Origin of the sequence: Bradyrhizobium sp. 142 (genome assembly GCF_023074015.1) — a bacterium.
Taxonomy (GTDB): domain Bacteria; phylum Pseudomonadota; class Alphaproteobacteria; order Rhizobiales; family Xanthobacteraceae; genus Bradyrhizobium.
In genome coordinates this window covers 23332-41979 of the sequence record NZ_JADPKQ010000446.1, presented here as the reverse complement: position 1 = coordinate 41979, position 18648 = coordinate 23332, and the positions used below count along the sequence as shown (strand labels likewise).

Genomic DNA, 18648 nt, shown 5'->3' with positions numbered 1-18648 from the left:
GTTTGGGATGGAGACCGAAATGGCCGTTGGCGAACCGTTTGACACGTTCCCCAAGTTGCTTCTGCGAAACGCCGCGCAGTTTGGTAGCCGTTCGGCGTTTCGGCATAAGGATCTTGGCATCTGGCAGACCTGGACCTGGGCCCAGGTTGCCGAGATCGTGCGTGCCTATGCCGCGGGCTTGCATCGGCTTGGATTGCAGCCAGGGGACACGATCGCCATCGTCGGTTCAAACCGGCCGAAGCTCTACTGGACCATGATGGCAGCACAAACGCTGCGCGCGATTCCGGTTCCGGTTTATTCGGATGCCGTGGCTGACGAACTTGCTTATGTGCTCGCCCATGCCGACGTGAAGTTTGTTGCAGCGCAAGATCAGGAGCAGGTCGATAAGATTTTGTCTGTATCCGACCGGGTGCCGCATCTCCACAAGATTGTTTATGACGAGCCGCGTGGCCTCGTTGACTACGATCACAGCCGACTGACTGCAATCCACGATGTCATCGAAGACGGTCGCGCTGCGCTTGCGGCCGGCGCTGCGCCTGGCGGGCAGATCGATGAATTCATCCGGCAGGGTGACGGTTCTGACATCTCGATCATCCTGTACACCTCGGGGACAACCGGCACGTCGAAGGGTGTCATGCTGTCGGCGCGGCGCTGTATCGACGCTGCGACCGATACCACAAGGTTTGACAGATTGACTGAAGATGACGTGGTGTTTGCCTACCTGCCGCTGGCTTGGGTCGGCGATCACTACCTCAACTATGCGCAGGGACTTGTGGCTGGATTCTGCATGGCGTGTCCCGAGAGTGGTGAGACGATCGAGCAGGATCGGCGCGAGATCGGACCAACCTTCTATTTCGCCCCGCCGCGCGGTTTCGAGGCCATGCTGACGCGGGTAATGATCCGCATGGAGGACGCTGCTGCCATCAAGCGGCGCATGTTCAACTACTTCCTTGGCATTGCGCGGCGGCATGGCGAGTCGATTTTGACCGGAAAGCCGGTGCCGCTGTCTGGCCGGCTGCTCTATGCGCTCGGGCGCTTGATGGTCTACGAGCCCCTTAAAAACGTACTTGGCCTGTCCCGCGTGCGTGTTGCCTATACTGCAGGTGAGGCCATCGGTCCGGATCTTTTCGCGTTTTACCGCTCGATCGGATTGAACCTGAAGCAACTCTACGGTCAGACTGAAGCATTCCTCTATGTTACTTGTCAGCCTGACGGCGAGATCTATTCCGATACGGTTGGCCCAGCGGCGCCGAACGTCGACATCCGGATTGCGGAATCAGGCGAAGTGCAGTTCCGCTCACCCGGCATGTTTGTCGGATACTTCAAGGATCAGGCGAAGACCGCGGAGACCCTGACGGCGGACGGCTACGTCAAGACCGGCGATGCGGGTTTCTTCGACGAGAAGACACGACATCTGAAGATCATCGATCGCGCAAAGGATGTCGGCCGGCTGGCCGACGGTACGATATTTGCGCCGAAGTATCTTGAGAACAAATTGAAGTTCTTTCCCAACATCAAGGAAGCGGTCGCTTACGGCGACTCCAAGGAGTTCGTTTGCATCATTCTCAATATCGACCCGGCCGCTGTGGCGAACTGGGCCGAACGTAACAACATCGCCTACGGTTCCTACCAGGAGCTGGCGGGGCATCCGCTGGTCTATGACATGGTGGCGAAAGATGTTGCCGCGGTGAACCGCTCCCTCGCGGAGGAAAAGGTAATGGCGAGCGCGCAGATTCGCCGCTTTCTCATTTTGCACAAGCAACTCGACGCAGACGATGGTGAATTGACCCGCACGCAGAAAGTTCGCCGCGGGTTCGTCGCCGAGCGCTATGCTCCACTGATCACGGCGCTCTACGACGGTTCGCATGAAGCCGACATTTCCACCGAAGTCACTTTTGAGGATGGCTGCAAGGGCGTGATCGCGGCGCGGGTCAAGATCCGCGACTTGCAAACAGTTGGTTCGACGGAATCTCTGGGGAAGGCCGCATGAGGGCACCGGACACCAGCGAAATCTTGCTTCAGGTTGAGGGCGTATCGCTGGCGTTTGGCGGCGTGAAGGCGCTGAGGGACGTTTCGTTTGACATCAGGAAAGGCGAAATTCGCGCCATCATCGGACCGAACGGCGCCGGAAAAACCTCGATGCTCAATGTCATCAACGGCTTCTATCATCCGAACCGTGGCGCCATCACCTTCAAGGGTCGGACCCGCGCCCGGATGGAGCCCTTCGAGGCATCCCGTGGCGGCATCGCGCGCACCTTTCAAAACGTCGCACTGTTCAAGGGAATGAGCGCGCTCGATAACATTATGGCTGGCCGCACATTGAAGATGCGACGGGGTCTTCTGTGGCAGATGCTGCGTTACGGCCCCGCGCTGGCAGAGGAGATCGAGCATCGGCACCGGGTCGAGGAGATTATCGATTTTCTGGAGATTGAGGCGATTCGCAAGGTGCCGGTTGCGCGTTTGCCCTACGGCCTGCAGAAACGTGTCGAACTTGGCCGCGCCCTTGCGATGGAGCCCGATCTTCTTCTCCTCGACGAGCCGATGGCAGGCATGAACCTCGAAGAGAAGGAGGACATGTCGCGGTTCATCATCGACGTCAACAATCATTACGGCACGACCATTGCGCTGATAGAGCACGACATGGCTGTGGTGATGGATCTCTCCCATCGCGTCGCGGTGCTCGATCATGGCGTAAAGATCGCCGACGGCACGCCGGATGAAGTCAAGAAGAACCAGGCTGTCATCGACGCCTATCTCGGCGTCGCGCACTAGGGAGCATTGTGTGATTGCATTGGGTCAGTTTCTCGAAGTCCTGATCGGCGGATTGATGTCCGGCGTGCTGTACTCGCTGGTTGCCCTCGGCTTCGTGTTGATCTTCAAAGCATCCGGTGTCTTTAATTTTGCGCAAGGCGCAATGGTGTTGCTCGCCGGGCTTGCGCTGGTTCGCTCGCTCGACCTGCTGGTGGCATGGGGCTTCCCGCTTTGGGCTGCGATCATCTTCGGCATTGGCTTCGCTGCGGTGATCATGGCGATAGCCGCCTGGCTGATCCAGCGGTTCGTGATCGGACCGCTTATCAACCAGGACGGGCTCACGCTGTTCATGTCCACCATCGGCGTGACATTCATCCTCGAGGGTGCGGCGCAGATGATCTTCGGTTCCGATGCTTACCCCTTGCGGCTGTTTCCGACGGACGCCTGGTTCCTGTTTGAGAATCTCTTTCCCGGTGGAATTCTGGTCAACAAGCTGGATGTCTGGGGCGGCTTTATCGCCGGCATTCTGGTCGCGGGCCTCGCGATCTTCTTCGAGCGTACCAAGACCGGTCGCGCACTCAGGGCGGTTGCCGACGACCACCTGGCCGCGCAGTCGGTCGGGATTCCAATCAGCTGGATCTGGTTCGTGGTCTGGCTTGCCGCCGGTCTTGTTGCGCTGGTTGCGGCGACCGTGTGGGGCACCAAGCTGGGAGTACAGTTCTCTATCACGTTTCTCGCGCTGAAGGCCTTACCGGTTCTGATCATTGGGGGTCTTACCTCAATTCCGGGAGCCATCGTCGGCGGGCTCATTGTGGGTGCGGGCGAGAAGATCGCGGAGGTATTCCTGGGGTCGTACATTGGTGGCGGTATCGAATACTGGTTCGCCTATGTGCTGGCGTTGGCGGTGCTGCTCGTGCGGCCGCAGGGGCTGTTCGGCGAGCGGATCATCGAACGTATCTGAGACGAGGAGTTCGTTGTGCTTTATCGTGAGGCTGGCCAATTCAAGACGACCTACGCGGAGGATATGGCGATCTTCCCGATCCGCCAGGATCGTATGGCGCTCGCCATCTTGCTCGGTATCGCCTTCATTGGCGTTCCGCTGCTGGCCGACTTCGACATTTGGCCGTTCGGCAGCGACTATCTGCTTCGCGCCATTCTGCTGCCCTTCCTGATCCTCGCACTCGCCGCAATCGGCGTAAACATTCTCGTCGGTTATTGCGGCCAGATCACGCTCGGCAGCGGCGCATTCATGGCCATCGGCGCCTACTCTGCCTACAAGTTGGGGACCGGCGTTCATATTCCGCTTGCCTGGCTTGGTTTCGCGATTTCGATCCCGCCGTTGCCCGTACTGTTATCTATTTTGCTCGGCGGGCTCACGGCGGCGGTTGTCGGCATCCTCTTCGGTGTTCCCAGTCTGCGGATCAAGGGCCTCTATCTGGCGGTTGCAACACTCGCAGCGCAGTTCTTCTTCGACTGGGTGTTCCTGCGGGTGTCGTGGTTCACCAATTATGCGCCGTCAGGGTCGGTCAATGCACCCACACTAGATTTCTTCGGTCTGAAAGTAGGCACGCCGATCGAGCGCTATATGCTGTGCCTGATCTTCGTAACGGTGTTCGCGGTTCTGGCGAAGAACCTCGTTCGCGGCAATCTCGGCAGACAATGGATGGCAATACGCGACATGGACATCGCCGCCGAGCTGATCGGTGTCCGGCCGCTCTATGCAAAGCTCACGGCTTTCGCGGTTTCTTCATTTATCATCGGCGTGGCGGGCGCACTCTGGGCGTTCGTCTATCTGGGCTCGTGGGAGCCGCTCGCGTTCTCCATCGACCGTTCGCTGCAGCTTCTGTTCATGGTGATCATTGGCGGGCTGGGATCGATCATGGGTGCGTTCGTAGGTGCGGCCTTTATCCTCATTCTGCCGATCCTGCTGAACCTGATTCCATCCGAACTCGGCGTGCCGCTGTCGACAGAAACGATCACGCACCTGGAATTCATCATCTTTGGATCGTTGATCTGCTATCTTCTTATCAAGGAGCCACATGGATTTGCCCGGCTTATATCGCTTGGCAAGGAGAAGCTCAGACTTTGGCCGTTTCCCTACTGAAGGGGCGGTCAGGGTGAACGAAGCCGGAGATCGCAACGCGGAGCGGCGGTCGCTGGCAGAAGGAGCAAGGAAGCCCCGCGATAACAAGATCCGGTACGGCAAAAACCGGGCTGAACGAGGAGGACAACTAATATGGTACGCAACAAACTGATACTGGCGGCAGCCGTACTATCGGGCGTGGCGCTTGCCACTCCGGCTGCAGCGCAGAACGAGCAGTTCATCCCGATACTGTCCTACCGGACCGGCGCGTACGCCGTGAATGGCGTACCGTTCGCAAACGGTATGGCCGACTACTACAACCTGGTCAATGAGCGCGACGGCGGCATAAATGGCGTCAAGCTTCTGGTCGAGGAATGCGAGACCGGCTACGCCACCGACAAGGGCGTTGAGTGTTATGAGCGTCTCAAAGGCAAGGGCCCGACCGGCGCGGCCTTCGTCAATCCGCTGTCGACCGGTATTACATTCGCCCTCACTGAAAAGACCACGACGGACAAGATCCCGATTATCACAATGGGCTATGGCCGCGCCGACTCCAAGAACGGAGCCGTGTTCTCGTACAACTTCCCGTTGCTCGGCACGTACTGGTCGGCGGCCGATATCGCGATCCAGCACATCGCCAAAGAGGTCGGCGGCTTCGACAAGCTGAAAGGCAAGAAGATTTCGCTGGTCTTTCACGACAGCCCTTACGGCAAGGAGCCGATCCCGATGCTGCAGGTGCTGGCAAAGAAGCACGGCTTTGAGTTTACGCCGATCCCGGTTACGCACCCCGGTGTCGAACAGAAGTCGCAATGGCTGGCGATCCGCCAGAATCGGCCGGACTATGTTTTGCTCTGGGGCTGGGGCGTCATGAACGGCACGGCAGTCAAGGAAGCGGCGGCTGTCGCCTATCCGCGCGATAAGATGCTCGGTGTTTGGTGGTCAGGCGCCGAGCCGGATGTGACGCCCGCAGGCGATCAAGCCACTGGTTATAAGGCGCTGATGCTTCAGCATGGCGCGGGCAAGTTCTCAGTGCATGCCGACATCGAGAAGCACGTCTATGCCAAGGGCAAGGGATTGTCGGAGCCTGGCAAGGTGGGCGAAATTCTCTATAACCGCGGCATGGTGAACGCCATGCTCGGCGTGGAGGCGATCCGCAAGGCGCAGGAAAAGTTCGGCAAGAAGCCGCTGACGGGCGAGCAAGTCCGTTGGGGTCTGGAGAACCTCAACCTCTCGGATGCACGTCTCAAGGAACTCGGCTTTGAGGGCATGTTGAAGCCGATCAAGATTTCCTGCTCCGACCACGAGGGCGCGCGCGAGGGACGCGTACAGCAGTGGGACGGCAAGGGCTGGAAAGTCATCTCCGACTGGTATACGGCCAACCAGTCCGACACCGAACCGCTCGTCGACGAAGTTTCCGCGAAGTATGCCGCGGAGAAGAAGATCCCGCCGCGCGACTGCTCGAAAGAAAGCTGAACGCTTCTCAGCGATCCGGGAGGGGCGTTCGCCTCCTGCCGGATCTCTCGAAAGCTGCAACCGTTTGGAGAGGACCACGTGTCAATCCCCAAGGCCTCTACGGCGACAGAAGCGGCAGCGCCGTTTCTGTCGGTCAACAATATCGAGGTTGTCTACAGTCACGTCATCCTGGTGTTGAAAGGTGTATCGCTGGATGTGCCGCGAGGCGGAATCGTCGCGCTTCTCGGCGCCAACGGCGCGGGCAAAACAACGACGCTGAAGGCGATCTCCAATCTGCTGCATGCGGAGCGCGGCGAGGTCACCAAGGGCTCGATCCTGTTCGACGGCGTCGAGGTGCAGTCCCTGTCGCCAAGCGAACTGGTGCGGCGCGGCTGCATTCAGGTGATGGAGGGGCGGCGTTGCTTCGCTCACCTCACTGTCGAAGAGAATCTCCTCACCGGCGCCTTCACGCGCAGAGACGGCAAATCCGCGATCGCGCAGGATCTGGAGCGAGTCTATGCCTATTTCCCCCGTCTCAAGGAGCGGCGTGGTTCGACCGCCGGCTATACGTCGGGCGGCGAACAGCAGATGTGCACGATCGGCCGCGCGCTGATGTCGCGCCCGAAGATGATTCTCCTCGACGAGCCTTCGATGGGCCTCGCGCCGCAGATCGTCGAAGAGATCTTCGAGATCGTGAAGGATCTCAACGTCAAGGAAGGTGTCTCGTTTCTTCTCGCCGAGCAGAACACCAACATGGCGCTCAAATATGCCAGCAACGGATATATCCTCGAAAATGGCCGCGTGGTGATGGACGGCGAGGCGCGGGCGCTCGCTGCAAACGAGGACGTCAAGGAGTTCTATCTTGGCGTCGCCGGGGACAAGCGCAGATCATTCCGCGATGGGAAGCACTACAAGCGGCGCAAACGCTGGCTCGCTTAGGCGACGACGCTAATTGATCGGCCCCCCATTGAAATTATATCGCTATTTCAATGATATATGAGTTCGCGGTTTTATTCTGAAGGGCGCACCACGCTACGGATGTTCCGCGCTGTTCTGCGATATTGTCCGGTGCAGCGCTGGTGAAACACATACGTCCGAACAAATTGAATCCACTCTTTCCTAAAGCTCATCTGCGCGAGACCCCCGTACCGGCCGAACTTCGCAAAGATTGGATCGATGCGACGGCGTGCCGCTGACGGGATCGCGGACGCTGGCGTCGATTGTCAGGTTGAAGTTCGTGCCGTTCGGATCGAACGGATCGCAATCGCCAAGTCCCAGTTCATCGCAACCTTGCCACCAGCCATGCTCGCCCACGACCACGCGCGGATCGAGCTTTTCACTGAAGCGCGCCCGGGCTCGCATTCCGCCGGCCGGGGTGCGCACGTCAACCCAATCTCCGTTGCTGATTCCGCGTGCTGAGGCTGTAGCCGGATTCAGCTCGATCTCCGGGTCCAGTGCGCGCTTGCGCAGGCTCGGCAGTGAACGCTGCTGGGTCTGACAAAAAAGACTTGGCTTCGCGCACGTGAGGATCAGGGGAAAGGACGCAGCCAGGTCGGGGCGGGCAATCGGGCCCATGGTTGGTTCGACAAAATCCGGCATCGCCGAATAGCCGTGATCAAGGAAAGTTTCCGACCAGAATTCGACTTTCCGCGACGGCGTCTCGAAGCCCAGCGCGTTTCCGCTGTCGTCGCTTGCGGCATGCTTGGCATGTCGCGTGATTAGCGGTTTCCGTAGTCCGGCAGGGTGCGCTCGAAGCTCGTCGAGGGTGATGCCGCTGGGAGCAAGTTGCTGCCGGTAAGCGGCATCGACATCGCCGTTCCAGAAATGCTCGCCAAGGCCGAGACGCGCGGCAAGGCCCAAGACAATGTCGGTATCGGACCGTGCCTCGCCGGGTGGGGCGACGATGGCCTGCCTGAGCTGAACGTGCGATTGCGCTTCTGCGCTGATTTCGAATCCGATCTTGAGGGATTCGCGTTCGAAGCAGGAGGCCACAGGCAGCACGATATCCGCAAGCGCCGCCGTCGGCGTCATGAACAGGTCGGCGTGGGCGTAGAATTCGAGCGCGGCCAGCGCCGCGCGTCCGCGAACCGGATCGCCGTGAGCGAGCAGCAAGTTGGCGCCGAACCCGATGAGTCCGCGGACGGGATAGGGCTTGCTTTCGAGAACAGCTCGGTAAAAGTCGCGAGGGGCCACATGGCTCCAGCGCGCCGGTCCGAGCGGGCGCTCGGCAAATCCGACCGCGGGAGCAAGCTGACTTGCCGCGGGCAGGTTCTCCCCGGTGATCGAGCCAGCCGGCACCGCAGGGAACAGCATATTGCCTCCGGCCACATCGAAACTTCCGGTCAGAGCATAGAGCATGGCCATCGCCCGCGCCGTCTCCGTGCTGTTGGCGTGATGCTCGTGCCCGCTCCAGGCATAATAGGAGACAGGCCTGGCGTGCCAGATGGTGCGGGCAGCTTCCTGCAATTGGTCGCGCGCGATCCAGCATGTCGATTCAATTATTTCAGGCGAATATTTGCGGCACAGCGCTGCGTAGCGATCGAAGACCGGTCGGCAAGCGGTCGGACCGTCCCTGGTTGCGACCGTGTATTCGCCTCGCAAGGCAAGGGTCGCGGCGCCTTCCTCGTAGCGGCCAACCGCCGGATCATAGCTGACCACGCGGCTGGATCCTGAATCCCAGGCGACAAATTGTCCGGCGCCGCCGCCAGAAAGGAGGTCATCCGCCCTGAGCAACCTATCTGTATCGGAACGCACCAAAAGAGGTCCGTTGCTCCATGTGCGGACGAACGCTTCATCGTACCATCCGCGTTCGATCATGATATTGGCCAGACCCAGCGCGAGCGCGCCGTCGGTTCCGGGGCGCACCCGCAGCCAGACATCGGCCTTGTTGGCAAGCCCGACGTTGCGCGGATCGATCACGATCAGCTTCATCCCGCGCTTCAGGCCCGCGACCGTCGCGGTCGCATGCGTAATGCGCGTAAACGATGGATTATACCCCCACAGGATCAGGCAGCCGGATTCGGCAATGTCTGCCATCGCGCCGCCGCCACTTCCGGTCGCAACACTGCCGACGCCGAAGACGTAGCGCGTCGCAAAGCCGCGTCCCCAGCCGCACAGCTCAAGCGCCGAGACCATGTTCGGCGTGCCGAATGCATTCATCAGCCTGACAACGAAGGCAGCAGAATCCGCAATGGCGGTCGTCGAAGGCGATGATTGACTGAACGCCACCGCTTCAGGTCCATGCTGCTCGGCGATGCGCCGCATGGCGCTGGCGATCTGATCGAACGCCGCATCCCACGATATTTCCTCCCATCCCGGATCGGAGTCGCCTTTCGGCCGTGTTCGACGCAGCGGTCGCTTCAACCTGTCCTTGTGATAGACCAGTTCGGGAGCCGCTCGGCCCTTGGCGCAAATTGCCGCGCCGGTAGGGTGGGTCGGATCGGGGTCCAGACGTGCAAATCTACCATCCGTCACCGTTGCGACGGTGCCGCAGCGGGCGATGCACAGACTGCAGTACCCTTGCACCTGCCGAACGTTCGGGCTCTCTGCTGACACCACAAACTCCCTTGCGGCAATGAGTGCTGCGTATAGTGGCACCGTATCGCGTCGATCGCCAACTGGTCACGCGGACCGAAGCCATCCTTCAGCAGTCAAGGTTTCCAGCTCGGCGAAATAAGCCTCATGCGGATTCTGGTCGCACCTCGTGTCGAGCTCGCCGCCGCCCGATGTGCTTCTCTGCACCAGGTCGTTCAAGTATCCGAGAAGCACTGAACCGATCGCATGAACGGCTTCGTGACGATCGAGCTCTTCGGACATAAGTCGTTGCGCTGTGCCGCGCACCGGCAGTTCGTGATCAGCAATCTGGTTCTCGACGACGGCGTGAATAACCGCATGCAGTTTCTCGCGTGGGAGACGGATCCGCGCACGTCGATGATACTCCATCACAAGCTCGATCCGTTCCTGTTCGCCCAGCGCGAGCCACTGCTCCGGGTCTGGCTCCATGAATGGATCGTAGCCTCGGATCGCTCCTTTCGCTTGCTCGAGCGCCGATCGGGCGAGTTCCCGCGCCTGCGGATCATCCGGGTGTAATCGGGATGAGGCCTCGTTCAGGCCCTGTGAGTTGAGACAGCACTTCTTGAATTTCTTGCCGCTGCCGCAGGGGCAGGGGTCGTTCCGTCCCACTCCCTTGTATGAATTCACCATGGAAACGCCAGCGATCTAACCAAGCGACAAATTCTGTTCCGAGCCAAGGGACAGCCAAGGGACAATCAAGGGATAATATGGAATAGCGTGGCGAGCCGGGCAAGCCCAGGGTCGGCGACCAGCGCAGTGGTCATGGCCAGACGCGTTCACTCTCTCCGTTCGCTGAGACCCAACTCTGTCCACAGCCACGCGAAATTGTAGCTGGCCATCGGATCATCTGGATCGGCGGACTTCGCCGTCCGGTTCTCCATGATCTTGAGCCACTCAACCACCTTGATCCGTCCGCCCTCCGTCTTGACCGCGGCACGCGGTGTTTGCCCTCCAAGCGCGGGAACCGGTTGATCGAGCACGTCGCGGTAGTGTCGGTCCATGTAATCATGGACAATGGCGCGCTGCTCCTCCGCAGGGATATCGGGCTGGTTTGGCATCGCAGGTTCTCGCGACGCCATGATCTGTTCGATCGATTCCGTCTTGACCGAGGGTTGGCGCAGGCGTCCGCCGAGCGCGTCGGACAGCAGCGCGCATCCGCGGCCGCAGCGCTGTTCGGAGTTGGCACTGAGCACCAACGTCTTGCCCTCCAGCCGTATATCGCCAAGCACGAGCCTGCCCTCGTCGGACCACGTTTCGAGGGTGAGCGTTTCCCGCGATGGCCCATCGTACTCTGATGGGGCGGCGGTTGGCTTGGCTACACCTCTTTCTTCGCTAACCCAGCTCCATGACTTCGAGCTCGTGGTACGAAATTCCGGACGTGCTTCCAAAGCCGCTCTGATATCGCGCCCCGTGGTGCGGGCGGCGAGCGGGAAGCGCGCTTCGCACAGCATCACCTTATCCCCCTCGGCGTTCCGCAAATCGGGAATACGCGGCGACTGAATTCGGTCAATCGCATCGACAAGCCAGAATGTCGTGAATATGGGCGTGATTGCGCGCAGCCTCTCGGTAGGAGAAAGGTCCGAGAACGCGTCGTCGTCGAACTCGTATCCACTCGCCTCGGCCAATTCTCGCTCTTCCTCGCTGCTGAGCGACTCCAGCTTCCGAACGGCCTCGAGCAAGAGTTCCGACGTCTTGTGGTCGAATACCAGCACACCGCCACCGATCTGCGTCCGCGATCCCACATGAACAACGCGCGCGGCAATGCGGTCCCATGGCTTGAGGCTTTGGGTCGCGCTCCGCTCGCTGACCAGGATCGGTTCGTCGTCGCGGATCAGGTCGCGCGCCAGAAACGAAGTGCCAGGGACAACGTCGCTGACCTCATAGAGGCTCATCGTCGATTTTCGCAGCGCGGCCATGTAATTGCGAATCGATGCGGATTCCTTCCAACCGCGGCGCTTGAGATAGTCATCGGTCGCGTTCTCGCCGTCGAATTCACGGGTCAGGAAGTCCTCGAAAGCGCAGGCCCACACCGTGCTCATGAACAGGTCTTCGCCGATGGCCGAAGCGATATCCGCAATCTCGATGCCGAGTTCCTCGCAGGTGGAGGCAAGGTGACATTCAAGGACCCACTCGAACCGATCGGCCCATCGTTCGCGCGTGGACCACCTCATCAGCCCATCGAGCATGTGCTTGCCGGCCATGTTCCTGCTCGCGTCACGGAATTCCCAGTCGCCGCGTAAGCGCGACCGTGCCGCAGATTAGCAGGTCCGCGCCATCTGTTCGATCCGGAACTAGATTTTTCGAAATGACATCAACAGGGCGTTCTGGGCGCCATCATCATCTCGACCGCATGTTCAAGCGGAGATGCTGCGCGGTTCCGGTTCGAGAGCGTCGATAACGTCCTTCGCTCCTGCGATCGCGACCGGGCGGTTGATGGGATGAGGCCCGCCATCCAGCGGTGGCAGGCTGATGGCGGCGCGCAGGCCCTTCTGCGTGTTCATCAAGCTGATATCGCCGCCGTGATGGCGGACAATGGTTCGGGCTATGGACAGACCGAGACCCACGCCTCCGGTTTCGCGGTTCCGCGAATTCTCCGTCCTGAAAAACGGCGTAAAAACCTGCTCTCTGGCATCCTCAGGAATACCGGGTCCATCGTCCGAAACGATGATTTCGATACCGTCTGCTCGCTTTTCCACGCTGACCCGCGCCCGCTCGCCATAGCGGATAGCATTCTCGACGAGGTTACGGCACGCGCGGCGGAGTGCGTCTGGTCGGCAGCTGTAGCTGATCCTCTGCCCCTCGGAGAAGGAAACGTCATAACCGAGTTCTGCGAGATCGTCGCAGAGACTTTCCACGAGAGCCGGGAGGTCCACGGTCCGGGTATTTTCTGTGGCCGCATCTTCGCGAGCGAATGCGAGGGTCGCCTCTGTCATTGTCTGGATCTCCGCAATTGTGGCGAGCATTTTCTGGCGGGCGTCCTCGTCGGGTACGAATTCTGCACGCAAGCGGAGCGAGGTCAGAGGTGTGCGCAGATCATGGCCGATGGCGGCCAGCATTTTGGTGCGGTCGTCGACGAAACGATGCAGGCGCGCTTGCATGCGATTGAATGCCTCGGCGGTGCGTCGGATATCGTCGGGGCCGGTTTCCGGCAGCGGTACGATCTCCTGACCACGACCGAGGGCCTCGGCCGCTACGGCGAGGCGGCGCAATGGTTGCGCAATGCCGCGTGCGGCAAACACGGCAATGATGGACAACGACAACGCCGAAAGGCCGAGCGCTAGGGTGGATTTGGAGGTCCAGAAGCCGTCTTGCGCGGGTTTGGCAAATGCTGTGTTCAGCCACGCGCCGTTCGCCAGCTGAACGGCCAAGCCCATGCCGGTGGCGTCATCGAGATAAAGAAACTTCGCTGGTCGGGACAGCGGCCAGGCTTCCGGCTTTAGGTCGATCCAATGTGAGGAGGTGGCGCTGCTACTGCTGGCAGTGTTTCGGGCGAAATCCGGTCTCACCTCGGCGGGCACGCTGTGGCCGGGAAAGGATACGCGCGGCAATGGCTGCGCCAAGCGCTCCCATGCTTCCTCTCGCCACGCGAAGGCATCCTTCAGACCGTTGGTCGATATCCAGTATCTCGCCGAGCTGGTGTTACTGGCATTCAGGATATCGGTCTGCAGCGCCGAAGGCGTCGCTTCCAAGACCCGGGCGAGCGAGGCGCACCGGCTGAATATCTCGCCCTTGGCAGCCTTCCGAATCGCCTGCCCATGCTCATCCCAGGAAATGAGGAACACGATTGCTTGCGACAGCACGAGCGATAGCAGCGTGAAACAGATGAAGCGGGCCGCCAGGCTGCGCGTCCACAAGCTCATCATGGTTGCTCGACCTCCGCGACGAGGCTGTATCCACCACCCCAGTGAGTCTTGATCAAGGCTGGTACCTTCGGGTCGGCCTCGATCTTCTTGCGCAAGCGGCTGACCTGATTGTCGATGCTCCGGTCGAACGGATCGGCATCTCGGCCGACCGTCAGGTCAAGGAGCTGATTGCGGCTGAGTACCAAGCCAGGGTGGTCGAGAAATGCGCACAGGAGGCGGAACTCCGCCGTGCTGAGCGGCACGGCAACGCCGTCATGTCCAACCAACTCGCGCCGGTTGACGTCAAAGGTCCACCGGTCGAAACGTACAACCTTGGTCGCGAGCCGGCCCTTTTGCGGCGGGAGGCTTTGGACTCGTCGAAGAACAGCCTTGATACGGGCGAGGAGCTCGCGGGGATTGAATGGCTTAGTCACGTAGTCATCGGCGCCTACTTCCAGGCCGACGATTCGATCGGTCTCCTCCGCCATGGCAGTCAACAGGATAACGGGGAGGTCTGTGGTGCTGCGCAGATGGCGGCAGAGCGACAATCCGTCCTCGCCTAGCATCATGATGTCGAGAACCACCAGGTCCAGAGCACTTCGTTCGAGCAAACGGCGCAGCGCCACGGCGCTCTCCGCAAGGCTGATGCGGTAGCCATGCTGCATCAAATATTTGCCGACCAGATCGCGGATGTCGCGATGATCGTCCACGACGGCGATGTGCGGTGCCGAGTCCATCTCGTTGCTCCGTTCCGCATGATACTGATGTCCAGCACCCAGCCCATCGGAAAAGTGTAACAGAATGTATCGGCCGCGTGCGATCGACCGAAGCCAAATCCTGCGGCACAGCTTTGCTGACAGCATCATGGCGTCAGGTCAGGACCGCAAGATGCCGGCCTATTCCGAGAGGAACTGTCCCGTTGTGCAGATCCGGATCCGGGTTGAAACATCCTGGACACAAATTGTCGCAGAACCTCGTCCGGGTGAGCCGTCTTTGTCGCAAATTGTCGCCAGCTCAATGTCCTGCCAAGACCTGATGCAATTTGGGGAGCCGCATTGAAAGCAAGGTCAGTGAAGAGCGGCTGACAGGAGCAATCGTCAGCGAACACGGCTCCTACCTGCCACGAACCATGCAGATGCAGCATCCGTGAGACAGATCGCGACAATTCCGGGTAGTGATCGGCAAAGTTCTGCGACAACCGGACCCCATCGTGCGCATATCCAACGAACCAGGAGCGCTACATGTGCGCGATAGACGCCGTTTCTCCCAGGGCAGTTCCGGAAATCTCGAGAGGCGCATCAGCGGGGAGCGATGAAGACGATGCCTCACGGAAGCGACTCATTCTTCGCAGGGCCGCATTTCGGGTAAGTTGGCTTCTTGTCTTCGTGTTGCGGAATGCCTCGACCTCAGCCGCGCCCCTTGATTTGACGCCTGGTGCAGGTCGCATGGCCATTTCACGCCTCGTGACGGAAGGCGACAGCTTGGCGTGCGGAAAAAATCCTAAGTTCGTATGCGAGTGCCCGACCGTACTTCGTCAAACAGTAGGGTGCGCGGTCCATTTCGATTAGGCGGGGAATTACGGTGACAGTGCACCAAAGTCTTATGCTGCCTTGTAGGAAACGATCTTCTTGATCTCCGGTGCGAGCACGTCTTCGGCCGTTTCGAGATCGAATCGCGCCTGCATGTTCATCCAGAACGCGGCGCCAGTCTTGAGGAATTTGCCCAGCCGCAGCGCGGCGTCGGCCGTGACCGGCTTTTCTTGGCGCGCAATGCGCTCGATCCGGGTGCGCGGGACGTGCAGAGCGGCTGCGACCGCGTAGGGCGTCAGCTTGAGCGGAACGAGAAATTCTTCACGCAGGATTTCGCCGGGATGAATTGGCGGAAGCTTTTTTGCCATCTGCGAACTCCTCTTGGTCGGCCGGGGGCGGCCGGTTTGATTAGTGATAGTCCGTGATCTCGACATCTTCTGGACACGCAGCGGTCCACCTAAACACGATCCGCCATTGATCATTGATGCGGATCGAGTGCTTGCCCGCCAAATCACCTCTAAGAGCTTCAAGGCGGTTACCTGGAGGCGACTTCAACGCGTCGAGAAACTCGGCGGCGTCCACCATGATATATGGCAAGACCTTCGTATCTCAACGAGATACTATTTGCGAGTGCTTCGCGCAGGTCGGCCGGACGTGCGGGCCTTGGGCCGTCGGGCAAAACAGCCAAAATCGGGGTCAATCCCTCCCCGCAAAAGCATTCCACTTTACCGAAATTCGGGTTTGCCGCGAGACCGCGGGCGCGCATCTGCGATCTGTCTCCCGAATTGTTGCCGCGGCATCGCTGCTTGATCACCCAATATACGTCCTGCGAGCATCGGACCTTCCGCGCAAGCATGATGCATCGGCTCCAGTGGAGGTGGTCGTTGGTCCCGGAATCTGCCTTGATGCGGCCCGGATGTGCCTCCGGAGTTGCCGCCGGCCTTTGGAGGTTCTGGCTTTCTGCTTTCGGGAGTAACAAGATGAGCGGCTTGGTGATCTCTGGCGGCCGGGTGGTGGATCCCGCCAGCGGGATGGACGCGATCGGCGATGTAGCGGTGGTGGATGGCCGGATCGCCGCGGTCGGCTCCTCGCTCGGCGGCGCCGAGCGGGTGATCGACGCGACCGGGCTCGTGGTGGCGCCCGGCTTCATTGACCTGCACGCGCATGGCCAGTCGATCCCGGCCGACCGCATGCAGGCCTTCGACGGGGTGACGACGACGCTTGATCTCGAGGCCGGCGTGCTGCCGGTCGCATCCTGGTATCAGCGCCAGGCCAGGAAGGGCCGCGTGCTGAACTACGGCGCCGCCGCCAACTGGGCGTTTGCGCGCATCGGCGCGATGACGGGCTCGAATGCTGAAAGCTCGCTGGAGGCATTCGGCAACGCCATGCGCGATCGCCGCTGGATCGACAACGTCGCAAGCGATGCGGAAGTGGCCGGTATCCTCGAACGCCTTGCGCGCGGCCTGAACGAGGGTGGCATCGGCATCGGAATTTTGAACGCCTATGCGCCGGGCGCCGGTGTGCAGGAATTGACTGCGGTCTGCCAGCTCGCGGCGGCACAGGATGTGCCGACCTTCACCCACGTCGCCTACATGTCGCGCATCGATCCCGAAAGCGCAGCCGAAGCCTATATCCGCCTGATCGGCTATGCCGGCGCCACCGGCGCGCACATGCATATCTGCCACTTCAATTCGTCGAGCAAGACGGACGTCGAGCGTTGCCGCGTGCTGATCGCAAAGGCGCAGGCGCAGGGCCTGCCCATTACGGTGGAAGCCTATCCCTATGGCACCGGCTCGACCGTGCTGGCGGCAGCCTTCTTCAGCGATCCTGAGTTCGTCGAGCGCAACGGCACCGGCTACGACTCGGTGCAGCGCGTGACCGACGGTCATCGTTTCCAGGCCCGCGAGGAGCTGCTGAAGGCGCAGGCGGAAGAGCCGTCCTCGCTGGTGTTGTGGCATATCCTCGATACCGAGAACAATTCGCATCATCGCGATCTCCTCGACATGTCGGTGCTGTATCCCGGCGGTGCGATCGCGTCAGACGCGATGCCATGGACGCTGCCCGACGGCAGCACCTACACTGGCGACGCCTGGCCGCTTCCGGACGACACCACCTCGCATCCGCGCTCGGCCGGCTGCTTCACAAAATTCATCCGCGAATGGGTGCGCGAGCGCAAAACCGTGTCGCTGCTGGAAGGCGTGCGCAAATGCGCACTGATTCCAGCCGAGATCCTGTCGCAGAGCACGCCCGCGATGCGCGCCAAGGGCCGGCTTCAGGTGGGCGCGGACGCCGACATCGTGGTGTTCGACTACGAGAAGCTCAGCGACCGCGCGACCTTCACGGCGATGAACCGTCCGTCGGAGGGTGTGCGGCATCTCGTGGTCAGCGGCGAGGTGCTGATCAGCGACGGTGTGCTGGACGTCGCGGCGCGGCCCGGCCGGCCCGTGCGCCGGCCCGTCGTCGAGGGCTGACACATGCCGGTCCCGATTCTCCTGGTGACGGGTTTCCTGGGGGCGGGCAAGACCACGGTCGTGAACCACCTGCTGGCGCATGCCGGGGGACGACGGATCGCCGCCGTGGTCAACGATTTCGGCGCGATCAATGTCGATGCGGAGCTGATCGCGGGCGCAAGCGACGGCGTGGTGAGCCTTGCCAATGGCTGCATCTGCTGTTCGCTTGAAGGCGATCTGCTGCGCACGCTTGCCACCCTGCTGCGGCGAGATCCGCGGCCGGAGTACATCGTCATCGAAACCAGCGGGGTGGCCGATCCCGCCGACATCGTGCGCAATCTGATGGACCCGATGATCCTGCGCGAGGCGCCGCTGGAGACGGTGCTCTGCGTGATGGACGTAGGCACGCCGCTGGCTGCCTTGGATGACGCGCTGCTGCGCGCACAGTTGCGCGCGGCCGATATCGTGGCGTTGAGCAAGCTGGATCTGGCCGACGAAGGGACGGACGTCCGGATGCGCGAAGCCATCCGCGCGCAGCGCGTGCCTGCCGTGGTGGTCGATGCGAAACACGGCGAGATTCCGTCCGCGCTGCTGTTTCCCGCGGACGTCGATCGTGTGCCCGCAACGCGCGAGGTCGGGCCGCGACGGCCGGCAGAGGAGCGCTTCGAGACGCTGAGCTGGACCTCGGACCGGCCAATCTCGTTGCCGCGCCTACAGCAGGCCATCGGCCAGCTGGCGCCGAAGCTCGCCCGCGCCAAGGGCCTGTTCGAGACGGTCGAGCGGCCCGGGCGTCTGACGGTGTTTCAATTCGCCGGCGGCCGCGCGGCGCTCGCGCCCGGTGACGCGCCTGCAGCAGGCGTGCCGCGGACCCGCATCGTCTTCATCGCCGAGCTCGGCGTTCTCTCGAAGGCGGAGCTCGACGGGATCATGGAGGCGTGTGTTGCAGGTGGGGAAGGCTCGTAGCTCCG

At 61.0% G+C, this 18648-nt stretch carries 13 protein-coding genes and 2 pseudogenes; 8 read left to right on the top strand and 7 right to left on the bottom strand.

The window, feature by feature from the left end:
- Nucleotides 1-19 precede the first annotated feature (19 nt).
- From IVA82_RS40725 to IVA82_RS40700, 6 genes are all read left to right on the top strand, one after another.
- Entirely contained in the window at nt 20-1990 is a 1971-nt protein-coding gene (locus tag IVA82_RS40725; RefSeq protein ID WP_247387157.1) for an AMP-binding protein, read from the top strand.
- Nucleotides 1987-2772, top strand: coding sequence for an ABC transporter ATP-binding protein (locus IVA82_RS40720; RefSeq protein WP_247387156.1), 786 nt, complete (start codon nt 1987-1989; stop codon nt 2770-2772). The genes IVA82_RS40725 and IVA82_RS40720 overlap by 4 nt, the downstream gene beginning before the upstream one ends.
- A gap of 10 nt (nt 2773-2782) precedes the next feature.
- Entirely contained in the window at nt 2783-3712 is a 930-nt protein-coding gene (locus tag IVA82_RS40715; protein WP_346658767.1) for a branched-chain amino acid ABC transporter permease, read from the top strand.
- A 15-nt stretch (nt 3713-3727) separates the two neighbouring features.
- Complete coding sequence (locus IVA82_RS40710) at nt 3728-4855, top strand: branched-chain amino acid ABC transporter permease (protein WP_247387154.1); 1128 nt, start codon at nt 3728-3730, stop codon at nt 4853-4855.
- Nucleotides 4856-4987: 132 nt separating this feature from the next.
- Complete coding sequence (locus IVA82_RS40705; protein ID WP_247387153.1) at nt 4988-6307, top strand: ABC transporter substrate-binding protein; 1320 nt, start codon at nt 4988-4990, stop codon at nt 6305-6307.
- An 84-nt stretch (nt 6308-6391) separates the two neighbouring features.
- Nucleotides 6392-7225 carry an ABC transporter ATP-binding protein gene (locus tag IVA82_RS40700; RefSeq protein WP_247387166.1) on the top strand — a complete coding sequence of 278 codons (834 nt, stop codon included), beginning with the start codon at nt 6392-6394 and terminating at the stop codon, nt 7223-7225.
- A 180-nt stretch (nt 7226-7405) separates the two neighbouring features.
- On the opposite strand, the gene IVA82_RS40695 is transcribed toward IVA82_RS40700, so the two are convergent.
- The 7 genes and pseudogenes from IVA82_RS40695 to IVA82_RS40665 form a co-directional block, all read right to left on the bottom strand.
- Nucleotides 7406-9841 carry a molybdopterin-dependent oxidoreductase gene (locus IVA82_RS40695; RefSeq protein ID WP_247387152.1) on the bottom strand — a complete coding sequence of 812 codons (2436 nt, stop codon included), beginning with the start codon at nt 9839-9841 and terminating at the stop codon, nt 7406-7408.
- A gap of 561 nt (nt 9842-10402) precedes the next feature.
- A pseudogene (locus IVA82_RS40690) lies at nt 10403-10489 on the bottom strand (SEC-C metal-binding domain-containing protein); the annotation flags it as partial.
- Between the two features lie 146 nt (nt 10490-10635).
- Nucleotides 10636-12060 carry a hypothetical protein gene (locus IVA82_RS40685; protein WP_247387151.1) on the bottom strand — a complete coding sequence of 475 codons (1425 nt, stop codon included), beginning with the start codon at nt 12058-12060 and terminating at the stop codon, nt 10636-10638.
- A gap of 153 nt (nt 12061-12213) precedes the next feature.
- The gene (locus IVA82_RS40680; protein ID WP_247387150.1) at nt 12214-13722 is read right to left on the bottom strand and encodes a HAMP domain-containing sensor histidine kinase; all 1509 of its coding nucleotides are present in this window, start codon (nt 13720-13722) and stop codon (nt 12214-12216) included.
- Entirely contained in the window at nt 13719-14438 is a 720-nt protein-coding gene (locus tag IVA82_RS40675) for a response regulator (protein WP_247387149.1), read from the bottom strand. The genes IVA82_RS40680 and IVA82_RS40675 overlap by 4 nt, the downstream gene beginning before the upstream one ends.
- 863 nt (nt 14439-15301) lie before the next feature.
- The gene (locus tag IVA82_RS40670; protein ID WP_247387148.1) at nt 15302-15598 is read right to left on the bottom strand and encodes a HigA family addiction module antitoxin; all 297 of its coding nucleotides are present in this window, start codon (nt 15596-15598) and stop codon (nt 15302-15304) included.
- A gap of 40 nt (nt 15599-15638) precedes the next feature.
- Nucleotides 15639-15815: pseudogene (locus IVA82_RS40665) on the bottom strand (type II toxin-antitoxin system RelE/ParE family toxin); the annotation flags it as partial.
- A 395-nt stretch (nt 15816-16210) separates the two neighbouring features.
- Here IVA82_RS40665 and IVA82_RS40660 point away from each other — a divergent pair.
- A complete protein-coding gene (locus IVA82_RS40660; protein ID WP_247387147.1) occupies nt 16211-17701 on the top strand; it encodes an amidohydrolase family protein in 1491 nt (496 codons plus the stop codon).
- 3 nt (nt 17702-17704) lie between these two features.
- Nucleotides 17705-18643, top strand: coding sequence for a GTP-binding protein (locus IVA82_RS40655; RefSeq protein ID WP_247387146.1), 939 nt, complete (start codon nt 17705-17707; stop codon nt 18641-18643).
- Nucleotides 18644-18648: the final 5 nt, after the last annotated feature.

What these genes read in the sequence shown, in the direction of transcription:
- IVA82_RS40725 (WP_247387157.1), top strand. Translation starts at nt 20, where the DNA reads ATGGCCGTTGGCGAACCGTTTGACACGTTCCCCAAGTTGCTTCTGCGA.
- IVA82_RS40720 (WP_247387156.1), top strand. Translation starts at nt 1,987, where the DNA reads ATGAGGGCACCGGACACCAGCGAAATCTTGCTTCAGGTTGAGGGCGTA.
- IVA82_RS40705 (WP_247387153.1), top strand. Translation starts at nt 4,988, where the DNA reads ATGGTACGCAACAAACTGATACTGGCGGCAGCCGTACTATCGGGCGTG.
- IVA82_RS40685 (WP_247387151.1), bottom strand. Translation starts at nt 12,060, where the DNA reads ATGGCCGGCAAGCACATGCTCGATGGGCTGATGAGGTGGTCCACGCGC.
- IVA82_RS40680 (WP_247387150.1), bottom strand. Translation starts at nt 13,722, where the DNA reads ATGATGAGCTTGTGGACGCGCAGCCTGGCGGCCCGCTTCATCTGTTTC.
- IVA82_RS40675 (WP_247387149.1), bottom strand. Translation starts at nt 14,438, where the DNA reads ATGGACTCGGCACCGCACATCGCCGTCGTGGACGATCATCGCGACATC.
- IVA82_RS40670 (WP_247387148.1), bottom strand. Translation starts at nt 15,598, where the DNA reads ATGGCAAAAAAGCTTCCGCCAATTCATCCCGGCGAAATCCTGCGTGAA.
- IVA82_RS40660 (WP_247387147.1), top strand. Translation starts at nt 16,211, where the DNA reads ATGAGCGGCTTGGTGATCTCTGGCGGCCGGGTGGTGGATCCCGCCAGC.
- IVA82_RS40655 (WP_247387146.1), top strand. Translation starts at nt 17,705, where the DNA reads ATGCCGGTCCCGATTCTCCTGGTGACGGGTTTCCTGGGGGCGGGCAAG.